We start from the raw sequence: 18,932 nt of genomic DNA, 5'->3' as shown, positions 1-18,932 counted from the left end.
ATGCGTTCCAAAGAGAATGAGCTGTGATTGGTGTCTATATCATTTCTTTAAAAGAAAGTCAAAGGCGTTTGGATACTGAAAAACTCGTTTTAGAATCCAATGAAAAATTTGAAGGCAGTTGTGTTTTTCAAATCTTTGACGCTATTAGCCCTAAACATGAAGATTTTGAAAAATTACTTCAAGAGCTTTATGACGCTCAAAGTTTATTGCAATCTGATTGGTATCATTCTTATGTTGGTGCTGGTTTGACTTTGCCTGAATTGGGGTGTTATTTAAGCCATTATCTTTTGTGGAAAGAATGCGTCAAATTAGATCAACCGGTCGTTATTTTAGAAGATGACGTAGCGCTAGAATCTAATTTCATGCAAGCCTTAGAAGATTGCTTGAAAAGCCCTTTTGATTTTGTGAGACTCTATGGGTGCTATTGGTATTACCACGAGACAAAATTCCATGTTTTACCCAAAGAATTTGTATTTCCTCCCTTTGATTATCCTTTTAAAAATAACCCTATTTTAGAAAAATTTAAAAAATTTTTTGATGTTTCTAGATTTTTAAATCTTTCTACCCATAAAGTCATCCACTATATTCTCAAAAAAATACAAAAAAGCTATTACGCAACGCATGAAAAAGAAGCCTTTTTTTTAGAGCATTTTTATCTCACCAGCGTGTATGTGGCTTCTACAGCCAGTTATTATTTAACCCCTAAGGGCGCTAAAACTTTTATAGAAGCCACGGATCGTTTTAAAATCATAGAGCCGGTGGATATGTTTATGAACAACCCCACTTACCATAATGTTGCGAATTTTACCTATTTGCCTTGCCCTGTTTCTTTAAATGAGCATTCTTTAGACAGCACCATTCAAAAGCCCCAAAAAAAGAGCTTGAAATCTTACCCACTCCCGCCTAAAAAATCAACTTTTAAGAATCTTTTCTACTACAGCATTAACGCTAAAAAGCGTTTAAAAGCCTTTCACAAATACAGCAGACAATACGCTCCTTTAAAAACCCCTAAAGAGGTTTAAAAAGAAATTTTATGGTAGAATGCCATATTTAGGAGTTCATTTGACACAAGTTTATATCATTTCTTTAAAAGAAAGTCAAAGGCGTTTGGATACTGAAAAACTCGTTTCAGAATCCAATGAAAAGTTTAAAGGCCGCTGTGTTTTCCAAATCTTTGACGCTACTAGCCCTAAACACGAAGATTTTGAAAAATTCGTTCAAGAGCTTTATGATTCTTCAAGTTTGTTAAAATCCGATTGGTTCCATTCTGATTATTGTTATCAAGAATTATTGCCCCAAGAATTTGGGTGCTATTTAAGCCATTATCTTTTATGGAAAGAATGCGTTAAATTAAACCAACCGGTCGTCATTTTAGAAGATGACGTAGCGCTAGAGTCTAATTTCATGCAAGCCTTAGAAGATTGCTTGAAAAGCCCTTTTGATTTTGTGAGACTCTATGGGCATTATTGGGGAGGTCATAAAACCAATTTGCACGCTCTCCCTATCTATACAGAGGCTGAAGAGGCTGAAGTGCCTATGGAAAAAACGCCTATTGAAAATTATGAAGTTACCCCCCCCCCCAATCCCGCACAAGATGCGCAACAAGACTCTATTATTGAAACGCAACAAGACCCCAAAGAACTATCTGAGCCTTGCAAAATAGCACCCCAAAAAATCTCTTCTAATCAAGTGGTTTTTAAAAAAATTAAAAGAAAACTCAACCGCTTCATTGGAAATATTTTAGCTCGGACGGAAGTGTATAAGAAACTCACAGGAAAATACGATGAACTCACCGAAAAATACGATGAACTCACAGGAAAATACGATGAACTCACAGGAAAATACGATGAACTCACAGGAAAATACGATGAACTCACAGGAAAATACGATGAACTCACAGGAAAATACGATGAACTCACAGGAAAATACGACGATCTCATGGGAAAATACGAAGCCTTATTGGCAAAAGAAACAAACATCAAAGAGACCTTTTGGGAATCTCGCGCTGATAGCGAAAAAGAAGCGCTATTTTTAGAGCATTTTTACCTCACCAGCGTGTATGTGGCCACTACAGCAGGCTATTATCTCACGCCTAAGAGCGCTAAAACCTTTATAGAAGCCACGGATCGTTTTAAAATCGTAGAGCCGGTGGATATGTTTATGAATAACCCCACTTACCATGATGTGGCTAATTTTACTTATTTGCCTTGCCCTGTTTCTTTAAACAAACATGCTTTCAATAGTACCATTCAAAATGCGAAAAAGCCTGACATTTCATTAAAACCCCCTAGAAAATCCTATTTTGATAATCTTTTTTATCATAAATTCAACGCCAGAAAGTGCTTAAAAGCCTTTAATAAATACAGCAAGCAATACGCTCCTTTAAAAACCCCTAAAGAGGTTTAAAAAGAGCGGGCTTTATGTTAGAATAAGTCTTTTTATTCAAAGGAGATTGCAATGAATTTAGACCAATTAGAAGTGAGTCATGACGCTGATTCTTTGTGCGTGGTGATTGAAATATCCAAGCATTCTAATATCAAGTATGAATTGGATAAAGAAAGCGGGGCTTTAATGGTGGATAGGGTGCTTTATGGAGCGCAAAATTACCCCGCAAATTACGGCTTTGTGCCTAACACTTTAGGATCTGATGGCGACCCTGTAGATGCGCTTGTTTTAAGCGATGTGGCTTTTCAAGCTGGGAGCGTGGTGAAAGCGCGTTTAGTTGGGGTTTTGAACATGGAAGATGAAAGCGGAATGGATGAAAAATTACTCGCTCTACCCATAGATAAGATCGATCCCACGCATTCCTATGTCAAAGATATTGATGATTTATCCAAACACACTTTGGATAAAATCAAACATTTTTTTGAAACTTACAAGGATTTAGAGCCTAATAAATGGGTGAAAGTCAAGGGGTTTGAAAACAAAGAGAGCGCGATTAAGGTTTTAGAGAAAGCGATAAAAGCCTATCAAGGCTAAAGATTTAAGGGTTTTGGATCAATTAAGCGATAAGCCCTTTTTAACGCTCTTTTAAAAGGCTTTGTCCTCATTGGGCGTTGGTGTAAAATAGGGTAGTTTAAAGCGGATTTTTGTATTCCCCATAAAAAGCACCAAAAACTACAATTTAACGATTTTAACCCCACTGCCGCCTAAATTAATGGGAGCGTCGCTAAAGCTCACCACTTTGGGGTGGTTTTTTAAAAATTCTTTCACAAACTTTTCTAAAATCCCGCTCCCTTTGCCGTGGCAAATCAGCACTTCTTCAAAGCCCCCTAAAAGCGCATCATTTAAAAAAGCGTCTAGTAAATCTAAAGCTTCTTCGCTACGTTGCCCCCTTAAATCAAGGCGCAAGCTCGCTTCTTTAGGTTTGGGGATGGTTGTTTTAGGGAGTTTGAATTTGTTTTTAGAGGGTTTTTGGATTTGTTTCAACCAACTCCCATGCGCTTTCAAACGCATGCCAAGCTCGGTTTCTACCAAATAATAGCCCTTGTCTAAAATTTGCACAATCAGTACGCTTTCATTCTTGTAACGCGCTTTTTCGTTAATTTGAAAGCTTGTTATTGTTTGGGGGATCTCTTGGTCTGTTTTATGCTTATTTAAAATCTCGCTCGCCTTATGGATTTCTTTATGCATGGAGCTGGTATCTTTTGAAGCGACTTCGCTTTTTAAGATATTTAGGGCTTGTTGGTAGGATTTTTCCAATTCCAATTTTTTATTATGAAAGATTTCTTTTTGTTTTTCCATCTCTAAAAGCCAAGCGTTTTTTAAATCTTCTTGCTCTTTTAAAGCGTTCTCTAAGCTTTCATTTTTTTGTTTCAATTCCCTTTCTAACGCGCTGGAATTTTCAATCAAAACATTCAATTTTTCCTTATCTTCGCCATAGAAGGCTTTCGCTTTTTCAATCAAAAAATGCGGCACGCCATAGCGCAAAGCGGTTTCAAACGCATAGCTTTTGCCAATAACCCCCTTTAAAAAAGTGTAAGTGGGCCGTTCTTTTTCTTCGTCATAAAGAGCGGCTAGTAATTCCACTTCCTTGTTTTCTGCCATTAACACGCTCAAGCGTTTGTGGTGCGTGGTGATAATGATTTGGTTGTTTTGTTTGAGCAATTTTTCTAACAGGGTTTTATACAAACTGCTCGCTTCATCAGCGTCAGTCCCTAGCTCTATTTCATCAACGCCTAAAAGCATGTTTTCTTTAGATAAAAGAGCGCTAAATTGCTTCATTCTGCCGGCGAAAGTAGAGATATTGTTCGCGCTGTTTTGGGGGTCGTTGATAATGGCGTGGATTTCTTTAAAATAGGGGATAATGGAATGATGGGCGTTGATTTTCATAGGAATGAGATGCTTGCTTAAAAAAGCCGCGCTTAAAAGCGATTTTAAGAGCATGGTTTTCCCGCCCGCATTCACGCCGGTAACAGCGAGCATGGATTTTTCAAACTTCAAATTTAAGGGCTTTGGCTCTTTTAAAATGGGGTGCGAAAAGTTTTCTAAAACCATTTTTTTTTGCGTAAAGCTTGGCATGACAAATTCTAAATTGTAGGCTTTAGCGAAATTGAGTCTGGCTTGCAAGCTGTCTAAAAAATCAAATTCTTTGAAAAGGAATTTTAAAAATAAAAGGTGTTTTTGCAAGCTACGGCTTAGAGTTTGGCACATTTCAACAATACAGCAATCTATTTCATTACCAATTTGCGCGATTTTTTGCGCGATTTTTTGCGCGCTTTCAGGCAAGAGGTAGAAATAGCCATTAGCGCTCCTTTCTAGCACAACGCCTTTAATCGCGCTAGAAAACCCGCTTTTCAATAAAAGGCATTCATAACCATGCTTAAGATGGCTTTGCGTATCCACTAAATAAGGGGCAAGCTCTTTAGAGCGGGCGTAATGGTGAATGATTTTTGCACTCTCTTTTTTAAGGCGGTTCAAACTTTCATTCAAAGCGTCTAGGGTAGCGTTCGCCCCTTGTTTGATCTTTCCTTCATCATCCAATAAAGCGATTAGATCGTTAAAAAAAGGGGGCAGGACAATAGCGTTAAGGCGTTCATGAAATTTTAAATGCGTGAAAGTTTTAAAGGCGTTTTGTAAAACGACAATGTAGTGCAATCGTTTGACAATCTCAAAAATTTCATCTAAATGGAGCGTCCCTAATTTGGTGAGTTTGACAACAATAAGATCGCTTTCTTTCACGCTTTTGGGGGCGATCAAACCGATCGAATCCACTTCGTTTAAATAAGTGAAAGTTTGCTTGAGATCGTTTTCTAAAGCAATAGTATCTCTTTCTTTTGCAAAAAAGGTTTTAAAAAGAGCGATAAACTCTTTTAAATCCAGGCTTTCTTCTAGGGGTTTGGGTAGGGTATTATTATTATTCATTGGGTATTCATTGGGGTTGGATTAAGGGATCTTTTTGGAGCGTCTGACAAGAATCCAAATCCACAAGAACGTCTTTCATAGGGGTTTGTTTTTTGCCTAAAAAGCTTAAAGTCCCGCTCACTAAATTAAAGGTTTGGTTATTGACTTTAATGCCTTTACACAACAAGGTTTCCCCCCTTAAAAACGCTCTTTGTAAAGCGATTTCTTGTTGGTTTTGTTGGTTTTGTTTGTAAGTATAGACGCTTATACTCGCCCCTATAATCCCTACGATTAAGAAAGCTACAAGTTTTTGTTTAGGGCTTGCTAAACCAAAATCCCTTAAAACTAAAAACAATAAAACCAGCGTTAAAAATAAAACAACCGCCACGCCCATTACATTTCGCCTCTCAATTGATAGGTAATATCCCCCGCTCCAAAGCCTATCACAAAGCCTTTTTCAATCGTTTCTACCACATTATCATTGACTAACAGCTCTAAAAAATCCCCCTTTTTACGCACCCTATCTATAAAGGTGGGGTTATAATGCTTAAAATGGGCTTTCAAATCAATGTCTCTTTTAACTTCACTCGCGCTATAAACGGGTAAAATGATCAACCTGTCGCAATGCTCTAAAAAACATTTTTTAAACTCTTCTAAATTGTCCATTAAGCGGGAGTATTTGTGCGCTTGCCAGATCACAATAATTTTTTCTTGCGTGTTCAATAAGTTAGCATAAATCCTAGCGCTCTTTAAAGTGGCACTGATTTCAGTAGGGTGGTGGGCGTAATCATCAATGAGAATGAGTGCGTTTTTTTGCAAAATATCAAAGCGTTTTTTAATGCCTTTGAAATTCAATAAATTATTTCTAATTTCTTCTAAATCCAATTCATCTAAAGCGCTTAAAATCGCTAAACTCGCGTTCGTGGCGTTATGTTCGCCTAACCCCCACACCAAAAAAGCCCCCAAATCTTTCAATTCAAACGAGGTGTAAGGCTCGCCGTCTTTTAAAATGTATTGGATATTATAAATGTCTTTTTTTTCTAAAATAATGGCGTCTTTAGAATAGTTTTTTAAAAAAGGATCTTCTTTATAAATCACTCTTTTTTGAGCATGGTCTAAAAAATATTTATAAGCGGAGAAAAAGCGTTCTAAATCGTGGTCATAATGCTCTAAATGTTCTGGCTCTGTGTTAGGCACAATCGCGCAAAAAGGGTTAGAAAATAAAAAACTTGAATCGCTTTCATCGGCTTCAAAAACCAAACTCATATCCGCACTCTCTCGCACATTGGAATCAAATTCTTTAGAATGCGCCCCAATAATCGCTCCAAAAGTGGGGCAAATCGCGCTCAACATGGCCGTGATACTGCTCTTTCCATGAGCCCCGCACACGCTAAAAACACGTTTGTCTTTAAGGATAGAATACAAAGCGTCTTTACGAGACAAAATAGGGATTTCTAATTCCTTAGCCCTTTGTATTTCGGTATTGTCTTCTTTGATAATGGCTGAATGGATAATGACATCTTGATTATTGATCGCTTTTGGATCATGCGGGATATTAATTTCTACGCCTAAAGCTTTCAAATACTTAACGCTAGGGCTTATGGCAATATCAGATCCGCTGATCTTAGCCCCTTGCGCTTTAAGGTATTTGGCTAAGCCTGAAATGCCAATCCCTCCTATACCGATAAAATGGATCTTGCAATCTTGTAAGTTTTTGAGTAAAACTTTTGGGGTTTCAAGCATGGTTTTCTCGGTAAGCTTCTATGATTTCTAAAGGCTTTTCTAAAAGGGGGGTGTCATAGACAAGGGCTAAACGCACGTAGTCAGCGCCGATACGGTTACGCCCTAAATACAAAGCCGGTAAAGTAGTAATGCCTTCGTTTTGATAAAGCGTTTTAGCAAAATTTTCGCCATTTTTAACGGGCAGATACACATAAAAGCTAAAAGGATAAATGAGCGTGTCTTTAAAGATTTTTCGCGCTAGTTTCAAATTATTCGCATAAATATTGCGGAAAAATTCTGCATGCCTATCATCTAGCCAAGCCGCTTCACTGGCCTTTTGGATCGCATTAGCGCTCGTATAGCCTAAATAGGTACGAAACGCTTTGTATTTTTCTAAAAGGCTGCTATCCCCAGCGATAAAACCACTCCTTAGCCCTGGAGCGCTAGAGCGTTTGGAGAGCGAATGGATAACCAAAACATTTTTGAACGCTTCATTACCAGCTAGCATGCAAGCTTCTAAAAGCGAAGGGGGAGGCGTATTTTCATAAATTTCACTATAACATTCATCATTAATTAAAATAAAATCATGTTTTAAAGCGAGTTTGACCCAACTAATCAGCTCTTCTACAGAAAGGGTTCTTCCGGTGGGGTTGTTAGGGGAATTTAAGATCACTAAATCCACTTCTTGCAACTCTTTTTCATTCAAGCTTGGAGTGAAATCATTTTCTTTAACTAAAGGCATTAAAAGGCTTTTAGCTTTGATAAATTTGGCCGCCCCTTCATAGATTTGATAAAAAGGGTTAGGGTAGGCGATAGTGGGGTTTGGATAATCAAATAAAACAAAACTAGGGAAATTGAATAATACTTCCCTGGATCCTAGCGTGGAAACTAATTCGTTTTCTTTCAATTCTACCTTAAAACGGCGTTTAAAAAAACCCCTTTGAGCCTCTCTCAAACCCTCTTCAAACGCGCTTTTAGGGTAGATATTGAGCGAATGAGCATGCTGTTTAAGAGCGTCTTGAATGAATTTAGGCGTTTCAAATCGCGGCTCGCCGATGCCTAAATCTAGCCCCTTTTTTTTAGGGGTGATCTCTTTAAACAAGGCTCTTAATCGTTCAAAAGGATAAGGCTCAAAAGTCATAGGGCTACTTTAATCTTAAAATGGAATGGTTAATCTTATCTAAAATTTAAGCGTTTATCATTGAAAGCGCTAAAAAAGAGCCAAAGAGGACATAAAAGAGAGAGCATAAAAGAGTATAATAACGAGTGAAAATTTAACTGATGAAGAGGTTTAATGCTAGAAAACAGAGTTAAGACCAAGCAAATTTTTATCGGTGGCGTGGCCATAGGGGGTGATGCTCCTATTAGCACGCAAAGCATGACCTTTAGTAAAACCGCTGATATTGAAAGCACTAAAAATCAAATTGACCGACTCAAACTCGCCGGGGCTGATTTAGTGAGGGTGGCGGTGAGCAATGAAAAGGACGCCCTGGCCTTAAAAGAATTGAAAAAAGTGTCTTCCTTGCCCTTAATCGCTGATATTCATTTCCATTATAAATTCGCTCTCATTGCCGCTCAAAGCGTGGATGCGATAAGAATTAACCCCGGAAACATCGGCTCTAAAGACAAGATCAAAGCGGTGGTTGATGCTTGTAAAGAAAAAAATATTCCTATAAGAATTGGCGTGAATGCCGGGAGTTTAGAAAAGCAGTTTGATCAAAAATACGGGTCGACCCCAAAAGGCATGGTAGAAAGCGCTTTATATAACGCCAAACTTTTAGAAGATTTGGATTTTACTGATTTTAAGATCTCTTTGAAAGCGAGCGATGTGATTCGCACCATAGAAGCTTACAGGATGCTACGCCCTCTTGTGATCTATCCTTTCCATTTGGGGGTTACTGAAGCGGGGAATCTTTTTAGCTCCAGTATCAAATCCGCCATGGCTTTAGGGGGGCTTTTAATGGAGGGAATTGGGGATACAATGCGCGTATCCATCACAGGGGAATTAGAAAATGAAATCAAAGTGGCTAGAGCGATTTTACGCCATAGCGGGCGTTTGAAAGAAGGGATTAATTGGATTTCTTGCCCCACTTGCGGGCGCATTGAAGCCAATCTAGTGGATATGGCGAGCAAGGTAGAAAAACGCTTAAGCCACATTAAAACCCCTTTAGACATTAGCGTGATGGGTTGCGTGGTGAACGCTTTAGGTGAAGCCAAGCATGCAGACATGGCGATCGCTTTTGGGAATCGCAGCGGTTTGATCATTAAAGAGGGTAAGGTCATCCACAAATTGGCTGAAAAGGATTTGTTTGAAACTTTTGTGATAGAAGTGGAAAATTTAGCTAAAGAAAGAGAAAAGAGTTTAAAGGATTAGGCATGATGAATAAATTTAAAAATTTTGTGAGCAACTACCAGCAATCTGATCATTATAGAGAGCCTTTAGGCTTTGGCATTGCCAGAGTGGATATTGCCCCTATTTCCAAAAAGATTTTATGCGCCACTTACCCCGTTTTGAACTGGAAAGAGGAAAATTTAGGCTCTTATGCGGTGTTTTGTAATTCGCTTTCTAAAGACAAAATCCTAAAAGAGAGCGCGAGCGAGCGCGTCGTTGAGATTGATGAAAGTTTTGTGTTAAAAGCACTGGATTTTTATACGCCCTTTTTGAATGAAGCCTATTCTAATAAAATGGCTCATAAAAACATCCAAGTGGTTTTAGAGCTTTTAAAAGCTTTAGAAGAAAATCGTTTGAAAAATAGCGATGGGGAGTCTCTTTATCGCTTGGTAATCTTGTTTGAAGATAAGCCTTGCGAGAGCGTGGAGAGCGCGTATATGAAACTTTTAGCGCTCTCTTTAGGTAAAGCCCCTTTAAGGAGTTTGAATTTAGAGGGCATTTTTAACCAGCTTTCTAATGCGGCTTGGAGCGGCAACAAGCCTTATGAATTAGAATGGCTTAGAATGAACGAAGTGGCTTTAAAAATGCGAGGCCATTTCCCTAGCATTGATTTTATAGATAAATTCCCGCGCTATTTGATGCAATTAATCCCTGAATTTGATAATATCCGCTTACTGGATAGCTCAAAAACGCGCTTTGGGGCGTATTTAGGCACCGGTGGTTACACTCAAATGCCCGGGGCTAGTTATGTGAATTTTAACGCAGGGGCTATGGGAGTGTGCATGAATGAGGGGCGTATTTCTTCATCGGTGGTGGTTGGAGCAGGCACTGATATTGGTGGGGGAGCGAGCGTTTTAGGCGTTTTAAGCGGAGGGAATAATAACCCTATTAGCATCGGGAAAAATTGTTTGTTAGGGGCTAATAGCGTTACCGGTATTAGTTTAGGCGATGGCTGTATTGTGGATGCAGGCGTTGCCATACTAGCCGGGAGCGTGATAGAAATTGAAGAAAATGAGTTTAAAAAGCTTTTAGAAGTGAATAGCGCTTTAGAAAAACATGCCAACAATCTTTACAAAGGCAAAGAGCTTTCCGGAAAAAATGGCGTGCATTTTCGTTCCAATAGCCAGAATGGTAAGCTGATTGCTTTTAGGAGCGTGAAAAAAATTGAGTTGAATCAAAACCTGCATTAAGGATTAAAAGAATGCTCAAAAAAAGTTTGTTATTGCTTGTTTTTTTAGTTTTACAGCTTAGCGGTGCTGAAGAAAACAATCAAGCCCCAAAAAACACGCCCCCTGAATTAAACCCTGCTAACGCAAAGGGCGCGCCAAACCCTAACACCCAGATTGCCCCTAAAAACGATAACTCCAATCTGTTAGACAAATTAGGATCGCCTGAAAACGCTCAAACCGAGCTTTCTGCCGGTATTGATTTGGCTAAAAAGGGCGATTATCAAGGGGCTTTTAAGCTTTTTTCCCAATCGTGCGATAATGGTAATGCGGCCGGGTGTTTTGCGGTAGGGGCGATGTATGCTAATGGGGTAGGAATCCAAACCAACAGACTAAAAGCCGCTCGTTATTATGAAATGGGTTGCAGTGGGGGCGATGCGACCGCTTGTGCGAATCTGGCTCAAATGTATGAAAACAAGAAGAATGCGGATTCAAACGATAAAGAAAACGCCTTGCAATTGTATGCGGTGGCTTGTCAAGGGGGGGACATGCTCGCATGCAACAATTTGGGGTGGATGTTTGCTAATGGGAGTGGGGTCCCAAAAGATTATTACAAAGCGATAAGTTATTATAAATTTTCATGCGAAAATGGGAATGATATGGGGTGTTATAATCTGGGTTTGATGTCTAATGTGAATAATATTTATGGCATTGATAAAGCACAACTCAGTCAAGTGGATTTGAATTATTTGGCTTGTAACGCTGGGGATATGATGGGGTGTGCGAATTTAGGCTGGATTTATGCGAATGGGGATTTAGGGGCTCCGTTAAATAACCACTATGCGGCGAAGTATTTTCAAATGGCATGCGATGGGGGGATTTTGGGGAGCTGTAATAATTTAGGCGTGCTGTATCAAAAGGGCTTAGGCGTGCCTCAAGATGACCAAAGGGCTTTGGATTTATTCTCGTATGCGTGCGATAATGGTTTTGAGTCAAGCTGCCGTAATTACGGGAATTTCAAAGAGCATTTATTGCGCGTGAACCCTAATTACGGGCGCTTGTTCATGCCATATAATTCTTATGAGATACCCTAGTAATAGCCAAACTCTTTCTTAAGGGGATAGAGGGTATTTTGAAATCGTTCTCGCCCCATAACTAAACCCCCCCTAAAGATCGCATTTTTAAGAGATTAGCGCTTGCTTTGCGCAAAGCTCTTTTATTTTTTTGAATTAATTCAGCCACAAATTGCGGTTTTTTCAAAAATTTAAGCTATCTTTTTTTTTTTTTTTTTGATTTAATACTCGGTGTGATTTTGATTTTATTTAAAAGGAAAAGCGATGAAAGCGACACAAAGCACCGTTAACGACTTTTTTGCCTTAACAGGCACGATATTTTCTATCCCTGTATACCAGAGGAACTACACTTGGGAAGAAGAAGATTGTGAAAAGTTACTGCAAGATATTGTCAGTATTTCTCAAAACAAGAAAACGCATTTTATGGGTTCTATCACTTATATTTTGCATCATATTGATGATGAAAAGAGCTTAAGGAAACTGCAAGAATTTGTCATCATTGATGGGCAGCAAAGGATTACCACTATCATGCTTTTGCTTAAAGCCATAGAAACAAAGATACCAAATGAAGCGATAAAAAAAGAGATTGATAATCTGCTCAATCTTGCAGGACAAAGGTTGCGTCTCAAGCCCATTAAAAGCGACAAAGAAGCCTTTGATCTGGTCATGCAAAATCGATCGCATGAAATACAAGGCGTATCACACATCAGGAATAATTATAAATTTTTCACCAAAGAGCTTGACAATTATATCAGCAAAGGGTATCGCATTGAAGAGATTTATGGCGCGTTTTTGCGGCTTAAAATCGTAGCCGTAGGCTTAGAGCTAGGCAAAGATGATCCGCAAGTGGTGTTTGAAAGCATTAACGCTACCGGCGTGCAATTAAAAGGGCTGGATCTCATCCGCAACTACCTGATGATGGGAGAAAATTCTGACAGACAGAAACACCTTTATGAGACTTATTGGGTGCCTTTAGAAGATTGGCTTGGCGAAAGGGATTTGAATGATTTTATTCTAACCTATTTGAGAATCTATTTTGAAGATAAATTAAAAAAAGAAGAGCGTGAAGTGTATTACGCGCTAAAAGACCATCACAGAGACAATTTCTCTGATGACATACAAGGTCTTATGAGCGATATGCGTGAATATGGCAGAATCTATCAAATCTTTTTAGACAGAGATCATTATTTTTTACATCGTGGAGACCCGCAGCAGTTAGCGAATTTACGCCTGCACATTAAAGATCTTGTGAAAATCAAATTTGGCGTGGCAAAGCCCTTTGTTTTGCGTTGTGCTAGAGATTTTGAAGAAGGCAAATTGGATTATGAAAACTTCAACGAAATTTTGCAAATCCTTATCAGCTACTATGTGCGCCGAAGCGTGTGTGGGGATCCTGCCCCTGCACTTGCTGAACTTCTTTATTCTTTATACAGACAGCTAGGGGAAAATGTTTCAGCCGATGCACTGAAGCGGTATTTGGGCAGGAGCGTTGGACGAACGGCGTTCCCTAATGACGATAAAATTAAAGCGGCGTTTCTTGTGCGTAACGCTTATGCAGCAAATCAAGTGTGCAAATTCATTTTGCTTGAGATAGAAAAGCTAAGCAACGCCGAACCGCCAAGAGAAGAAAATCTAGAAGTGGAGCATTTCTACCCCAAAACCCCCACCCAAGAATGGCGCGATAGGGTAGGGGATTATTTCACTTTTGAGCAAGACTATCTCAATAATTTTGGGAATCTAACCTTATCAGGGCAAAATCAAAGGCTTGGCAACAAATCTTACGAGGCAAAAATTGCGCTTATGGAAGAATACAGCTCCTTGCATTTAAACGACTATTTCATCAATAACACCCATTCTTGGGGGATAGAGGAAGTGAGGGCTAGGAGCGAATATTTAGCGGATCAATTCTGTCAAGTGGGGTTGTTTAAAGATTTGCCCAAAGAATACCGCACCAGAGAGCTTCAAAAAACCCTTTATGATGACTTAACTAACCATAATCTTCAAAGCGTTAAGCTCCCCAATGGCCAAAGGTGCATGGCAAGAAACGCTAAGGAATTGGCTAGCGCTGTCATAGACTATGTGCTAGAAAACGCCAGAGAAGCCTTTGAAAGCTACACAGATGAAAAGCCAAGATATATTTGTTGGGATAAAGCAAAAGCGCAATTAAGGGATAGAGATGGCACTTTGGTTGTGCCTTTTGAAAAATACGGATTCTACTTTGTGAGCAATGCGAGTTACCAAACGGTGGGCAGTAATCTTAGGGATCTTATCTTAGGTTGCGAACTTAATCCCAGAGACTTTATTGTGTAATAAACATTGTGCAACAAACAAGCCCCCCAAAGAAATGGGGGGTTAAAAAAAATTTAAAATCACTTGCCAAAAGCTTGGTGCAAATGCGTGGTTAGGGAGTTAAGATACTGCTCTACTTGGGGGTTTTTCACCACATCGTTGCAAATAAAAGTGGGTAATGCTGAAAGCCCTAAAAATTGGAACGCTTTATGCAAATGCAAATACACAACATCCACACCCACCCCTTCAAAAAATTCACTAGGATCGTTAAAGGCTTCAATGGGAGCGTTCCAAGTCAAGCTCAACATGTATTTTTTGCCTTGCATCAAGCCTCCTTTCCCGTAGTTTTTAGTGGGGTTTTGCGAACTCCTGCCATCGCTAGCATAAAGCTTCCCATACCCTGCGCTAAAGACTTCATCAATGTATTTTTTCACAATCCAAGGCTCTCCCATCCACCAGCCAGGCATTTGCCAAATCGTCGCATCAGCGCTAAAGACTTTCTCCACTTCTTGAGCATGTTCATAGCCTTTATCCACGATTGTTGTATCCACTTCTAGCCCTAAAGACTCTAGAGTCTTTTTTGCATGGTCAGTCAAAGTTTCATTGAGTTTCCCCCCAGAGCTCCCGAACGCTTTGGCCCCGTTAATGATGAGTACTTTTTTCATTTTGTTCCTTTTTTAATAAAATAGGGGGGAATTTTATCCAAATGAAACTTAATGTTAAAGAAATTCCCTCAATCTCAATAAAAACTAAAAAACAATCAATTGCCACTACATTATTTTTATTATGTTAAGATAATGAAAATTTCTAATTAAGGAGTGGTCATGTTCTACGATGAAAAAAAAGACCTATCAAAAGATTGAAGAACGCCTTGATATAGTCAGCTCGTTTAACGCTCATAACGAACATAAGAACTTGCAAGACGAGTTTAAAGGGGCTGGTATTTCTAGGCGCGATTTATTGAAGTGGGCGGGCATGATGAGCACAGCGTTAGCCTTGCCGGCTAGTTTTGCTCCCTTGACTTTAAAAGCGGTGGAGGTGGCTAACAGGTTGCCCGTGATTTGGTTGCACATGGCAGAATGCACCGGTTGTAGCGAGAGCTTATTAAGGAGTGCAGACCCTACTATTGATAGCATTATCTTTGATTACATTAACCTAGAATACCATGAGACCATTATGGTAGCGAGCGGTTTTCAAGCTGAAAAAAGCTTGCATGACGCCATAGAAAAGCACAAAAACAACTACATTTTAATGGTAGAAGGCGGTATCCCCCAAGGCACCGAATACTTTCTCACTCAAGGCCCAAACGCTGAAACGGGGGCTGAAGAGTGCAGAAAAGCCACCAAATACGCAGCCGCTATTTTTGCCATAGGCACATGCTCCAGTTTTGGGGGCGTGCAAGCGGCTTACCCTAACCCCTCTAACGCGCAACCCTTGCATAAAATCATTGATAAACCCGTGATCAATGTACCCGGTTGTCCGCCTAGTGAAAAAAATATCGTGGGTAACGTGCTTTATTACTTGATGTTTGGGGCTCTCCCTAAATTGGATGCGTATAACCGCCCCTCTTGGGCTTATGGGAACAGAATCCATGATCTGTGCGAAAGGCGAGGGCATTTTGATGCGGGCGAGTTTGTAGAGCATTTTGGCGATGAAAACGCTAAAAGGGGCTTTTGTTTGTATAAAATGGGCTGTAAAGGGCCTTACACTTTCAATAATTGCTCCAAACTCCGCTTCAATTCACACACCTCTTGGCCCATAGGTGCAGGGCATGGGTGTATAGGGTGTTCTGAGCCTAATTTTTGGGATACGATGAGTCCTTTTGAAGAGCCTTTAGCGAATCGCTCCATTAAAACCGCCTTTGATGGCTTAGGGGCTGATAAAGTGGCGGATAAAGTAGGCACGACTTTATTGAGTGCAACTGCTATTGGCATTGCCGCGCATGCACTCCTTTCTAAAGCGATCAAAAACAAAGAGTAAGGGATTAACATGTCAAAAAAAATCGTAGTCGATCCTATCACTAGGATTGAGGGGCATTTAAGGATTGAGGTGATCGTAGATGATGATAACGTGATCACTGATGCGTTTTCTTCTTCCACGCTTTTTAGGGGGCTAGAGACGATCATTAAGGGCAGAGACCCACGAGATGCAGGCTTTATCGCTCAAAGGATTTGCGGGGTATGCACTTATTCGCATTATAAAGCCGGTATCACTGCAGTAGAAAACGCTTTAGGCATCACCCCCCCATTAAACGCGCAATTGGTGCGATCTTTGATGAACATGGCGTTGCTTTTTCATGATCATGTGGTGCATTTTTATACTTTGCATGGGCTTGATTGGTGCGATATTTTGAGCGCTTTAAAAGCCGATCCCATTCAAGCGGCAAAACTTTCTTTCAAATACAGCCCTTATCCTATCAATACCGGTGCCGGTGAATTAAAAGCGGTTCAAAAACGCTTGAATGATTTCGCTAAAAGCGGATCTTTAGGGCCTTTTAGTAATGGCTACTATGGGCATAAAACCTATCGTTTAAACCCAGAGCAAAATTTAATCGTCTTAAGCCACTACCTCAAGCTTTTAGAAATCCAAAGGGAAGCGGCGAAAATGACCGCTATTTTTGGGGCCAAACAGCCTCACCCACAAAGCCTAACGGTGGGGGGTGTTACGAGTGTTATGGATATATTGGATCCGACGAGATTGGCTGAATGGAAGAGCAAGTTTGAAGTGGTGGCCAATTTTATCAACCATGCTTACTACCCTGATTTGGTGATGGCAGGCGAAATGTTCGCTAACGAACCATCCGTTATCAAAGGCTGTGGTTTAAGAAATTTTATCGCTTATGAAGAAGTGTTGCTTGGGAAAGATAAATACCTTTTGAGTAGTGGGGTGGTGCTTGATGGGGATATTTCTAAATTACACCCCATTGATGAAAGTTTGATTAAAGAAGAGGTTACGCATTCTTGGTATCAATATGAAGACACTAAAGAAGTGCAACTCCACCCTTATGACGGGCAAACTAATCCGCATTATACCGGTTTAAAAGACGGCGAGAGCGTGGGGATTGAAAATAAAATCATCCCTGCTAAAGTGCTTGACACTAAAAATAAATATTCTTGGATAAAATCGCCCAGATACGATAGTAAGCCCATGGAAGTAGGCCCTTTAAGTTCCGTAGTGGTAGGTTTAGCGGCGAAAAACCCTTATGTTACTGAAGTGGCTACGAAGTTTTTAAAAGACACTAAACTGCCTTTAGAGGCGTTGTTTTCAACGCTTGGACGCACGGCTGCAAGGTGTATTGAAGCTAAAACGATCGCTGATAATGGTCTTTTGGCGTTTGATGCACTAGTGGAAAATCTAAAAAGCGATCAAAGCACTTGCGCTCCTTATCACATTGATAAGAATCAAGAATATAAAGGGCGCTACATTGGTCAAGTGCCAAGGGGCATGCTAAGCCATTGGGTGCGTATTAAAAACGGCGTGGTGGAAAATTATCAAGCGGTGGTGCCTTCTACTTGGAATGCGGGGCCTAGAGATTCTCAAAATCAAAGGGGGGCTTATGAAATGAGCTTGATTGGCACTAAAATCGCTGATTTAACCCAGCCTTTAGAAATCATTAGGACTATCCATTCTTTTGACCCATGCATCGCATGCTCAGTGCATGTGATGGATTTTAAAGGGCAGTCTTTAAACGAGTTTAAAGTAGAGCCTAATTTCGCTAAATTCTAAAAAGGGTTACGCATGGATAAAATGAATAAGGTCGTTTTACACAAAGAGTATTCAGGTTTTGTGCGCTTTTTCCATTGGGTTAGGGCTTTGAGTATTTTTACTTTAATCGCTACGGGGTTTTACATCGCTTACCCTTTTTTGCAGCCTAATTCCAGCTTTTATAAAGGGGTGTATCTTTTACAAGCTTATGTGCGCTCTTTTCATGTCATGTTTGGGTTTTTGCTCATTAGCGCATTAATCTTTAGAACCTATCTTTTTTTCACTAAAGAAAGCTTGATGGAACGCAGGAGTTTTAGCCAACTTTTAAGCCCAAAAGCTTGGATCGATCAGATGAAAGCGTATTTTCTTATCAGCGGCAAACCCCACACTAAAGGAGCGTATAACCCTATCCAACTCGTGGCTTATTTCACTTTGGTTGTTTTAATTGTATTGATGAGTTTGAGCGGGATAGTGCTGTATTATAATGTCTATCATGCGGGGCTTGGAGCGTTTTTAGGGAGTGCTTTTAAGTGGTTTGAAGTGCTTTGTGGGGGGTTAGCGAACGTGCGTTTTATCCACCACTTAGCGACTTGGGGGTTTATTTTGTTTGTCCCTGTGCATGTTTATATGGTGTTTTTCCATTCTATCCGGTATGATAGTTCGGGGGCGGATTCTATGATTAATGGCTATGGTTACACCAAAGAATGAGTGAAAAAATCCTAATTCTAGGCATTGGCAATATCCTTTTTGGCGATGAAGGGATTGGGGTGCATCTAGCCCACTACCTTAAAAAGAATTTTTCTTTTTTCCCTAGCGTGGATATTATAGATGGGGGGACTATGGCTCAGCAACTCATTCCTTTGATCACTTCGTATGAAAAGGTTTTGATTTTAGATTGCGTGAGCGCTAAAGGCGTTGAGATAGGCTCAGTCTATGCCTTTGATTTTAAGGACGCCCCTAAAGAAATCACATGGGCTGGGAGCGCGCATGAAGTGGAAATGCTGCACACTTTAAGGCTCACGGAGTTTTTAGGGGATTTGCCTAAAACTTTTATCGTGGGGCTTGTGCCTTTTGTGATAGGGAGCGAGACCACTTTCAAGCTCTCAAGCGAAATGTTAAACGCTTTAGAAACAGCCTTAAAAGCCATAGAAATCCGACTCAACGCATGGGGGGTTAAAATGCAACGCACCGATCATATCGCTTTAGAGTGTATCGCTGAACTCTCTTATAAGGGTTTTTGAA

15 protein-coding genes and 1 pseudogene are annotated in these 18,932 nt (G+C 40.0%); 11 read left to right on the top strand and 5 right to left on the bottom strand.

Going from position 1 to position 18,932, the window contains the following annotated elements; translation table 11 throughout:
* Positions 1-23 precede the first annotated feature (23 nt).
* Genes HPB14_RS03580 through ppa form a run of 3 tightly spaced genes read left to right on the top strand, consistent with a single transcriptional unit; the run spans position 24 to position 2,979 of the window.
* Positions 24-1,022 (top strand): glycosyltransferase family 25 protein, encoded by a 999-nt coding sequence (locus tag HPB14_RS03580; protein ID WP_000580715.1) that lies wholly within the window; start codon positions 24-26, stop codon positions 1,020-1,022.
* A gap of 40 nt (positions 1,023-1,062) precedes the next feature.
* The gene (locus HPB14_RS08405; RefSeq protein ID WP_000195628.1) at positions 1,063-2,406 is read left to right on the top strand and encodes a glycosyltransferase family 25 protein; all 1,344 of its coding nucleotides are present in this window, start codon (positions 1,063-1,065) and stop codon (positions 2,404-2,406) included.
* A gap of 51 nt (positions 2,407-2,457) precedes the next feature.
* Positions 2,458-2,979, top strand: a complete 522-nt coding sequence (ppa, locus tag HPB14_RS03570) for an inorganic diphosphatase (RefSeq protein WP_001047002.1) — start codon at positions 2,458-2,460, stop codon at positions 2,977-2,979.
* 138 nt (positions 2,980-3,117) lie between these two features.
* On the opposite strand, the gene HPB14_RS03565 is transcribed toward ppa, so the two are convergent.
* The 4 genes from HPB14_RS03565 to HPB14_RS03550 are packed head-to-tail and all read right to left on the bottom strand — an operon-like array spanning position 3,118 to position 8,206.
* Positions 3,118-5,364: an endonuclease MutS2 gene (locus HPB14_RS03565; RefSeq protein ID WP_001063780.1), complete on the bottom strand. Its 2,247-nt coding sequence runs from the start codon at positions 5,362-5,364 to the stop codon at positions 3,118-3,120.
* 7 nt (positions 5,365-5,371) lie between these two features.
* On the bottom strand, positions 5,372-5,737 hold the full coding sequence (locus tag HPB14_RS03560; protein ID WP_000537721.1) for a hypothetical protein: 366 nt from the start codon (positions 5,735-5,737) through the stop codon (positions 5,372-5,374).
* Complete coding sequence (murC, locus tag HPB14_RS03555; protein WP_000894731.1) at positions 5,737-7,086, bottom strand: UDP-N-acetylmuramate--L-alanine ligase; 1,350 nt, start codon at positions 7,084-7,086, stop codon at positions 5,737-5,739. The genes HPB14_RS03560 and murC overlap by 1 nt, the downstream gene beginning before the upstream one ends.
* A complete protein-coding gene (locus tag HPB14_RS03550; RefSeq protein ID WP_000142337.1) occupies positions 7,079-8,206 on the bottom strand; it encodes a succinyldiaminopimelate transaminase in 1,128 nt (375 codons plus the stop codon). Before HPB14_RS03550 ends, murC begins: the two co-directional genes overlap by 8 nt.
* Positions 8,207-8,359: 153 nt before the next feature.
* On the opposite strand from HPB14_RS03550, the gene ispG reads away from it, so the two are divergent.
* The 4 genes from ispG to HPB14_RS03530 all read left to right on the top strand — a co-directional run bounded on the left by ispG (position 8,360) and on the right by HPB14_RS03530 (position 14,006).
* Entirely contained in the window at positions 8,360-9,439 is a 1,080-nt protein-coding gene (gene ispG, locus HPB14_RS03545) for a flavodoxin-dependent (E)-4-hydroxy-3-methylbut-2-enyl-diphosphate synthase (RefSeq protein ID WP_000892504.1), read from the top strand.
* A gap of 2 nt (positions 9,440-9,441) precedes the next feature.
* Positions 9,442-10,647 (top strand): 2,3,4,5-tetrahydropyridine-2,6-carboxylate N-succinyltransferase, encoded by a 1,206-nt coding sequence (locus HPB14_RS03540; protein WP_000981156.1) that lies wholly within the window; start codon positions 9,442-9,444, stop codon positions 10,645-10,647.
* 11 nt (positions 10,648-10,658) lie between these two features.
* Positions 10,659-11,717 (top strand): tetratricopeptide repeat protein, encoded by a 1,059-nt coding sequence (locus HPB14_RS03535; protein WP_000914871.1) that lies wholly within the window; start codon positions 10,659-10,661, stop codon positions 11,715-11,717.
* 243 nt (positions 11,718-11,960) lie between these two features.
* A complete protein-coding gene (locus tag HPB14_RS03530; RefSeq protein ID WP_000648492.1) occupies positions 11,961-14,006 on the top strand; it encodes a DUF262 domain-containing protein in 2,046 nt (681 codons plus the stop codon).
* A 59-nt stretch (positions 14,007-14,065) separates the two neighbouring features.
* Here the strand turns inward: HPB14_RS03530 and HPB14_RS03525 are convergent, their stop codons facing one another.
* Positions 14,066-14,650 carry an NAD(P)H-dependent oxidoreductase gene (locus HPB14_RS03525; RefSeq protein WP_000756695.1) on the bottom strand — a complete coding sequence of 195 codons (585 nt, stop codon included), beginning with the start codon at positions 14,648-14,650 and terminating at the stop codon, positions 14,066-14,068.
* 159 nt (positions 14,651-14,809) lie between these two features.
* On the opposite strand from HPB14_RS03525, the pseudogene HPB14_RS03520 reads away from it, so the two are divergent.
* The 4 genes and pseudogenes from HPB14_RS03520 (at position 14,810) to hydD (ending at position 18,931) form a co-directional block, all read left to right on the top strand.
* Positions 14,810-15,965, top strand: a pseudogene (locus tag HPB14_RS03520) (hydrogenase 1 small subunit).
* Between the two features lie 9 nt (positions 15,966-15,974).
* Positions 15,975-17,711: a nickel-dependent hydrogenase large subunit gene (locus tag HPB14_RS03515; protein ID WP_000038020.1), complete on the top strand. Its 1,737-nt coding sequence runs from the start codon at positions 15,975-15,977 to the stop codon at positions 17,709-17,711.
* Between the two features lie 12 nt (positions 17,712-17,723).
* On the top strand, positions 17,724-18,398 hold the full coding sequence (gene cybH, locus HPB14_RS03510) for a Ni/Fe-hydrogenase, b-type cytochrome subunit (RefSeq protein ID WP_000359952.1): 675 nt from the start codon (positions 17,724-17,726) through the stop codon (positions 18,396-18,398).
* Positions 18,395-18,931 carry a hydrogenase biosynthesis protein HydD gene (hydD, locus tag HPB14_RS03505; RefSeq protein ID WP_001290830.1) on the top strand — a complete coding sequence of 179 codons (537 nt, stop codon included), beginning with the start codon at positions 18,395-18,397 and terminating at the stop codon, positions 18,929-18,931. Before cybH ends, hydD begins: the two co-directional genes overlap by 4 nt.
* Position 18,932: the final 1 nt, after the last annotated feature.

Source organism: Helicobacter pylori HUP-B14 (assembly GCF_000259235.1).
Lineage (GTDB): Bacteria > Campylobacterota > Campylobacteria > Campylobacterales > Helicobacteraceae > Helicobacter > Helicobacter pylori_CU.
Note: the sequence above shows the minus strand (reverse complement) of the source record. Positions and strands in the feature narration are given on the sequence as shown.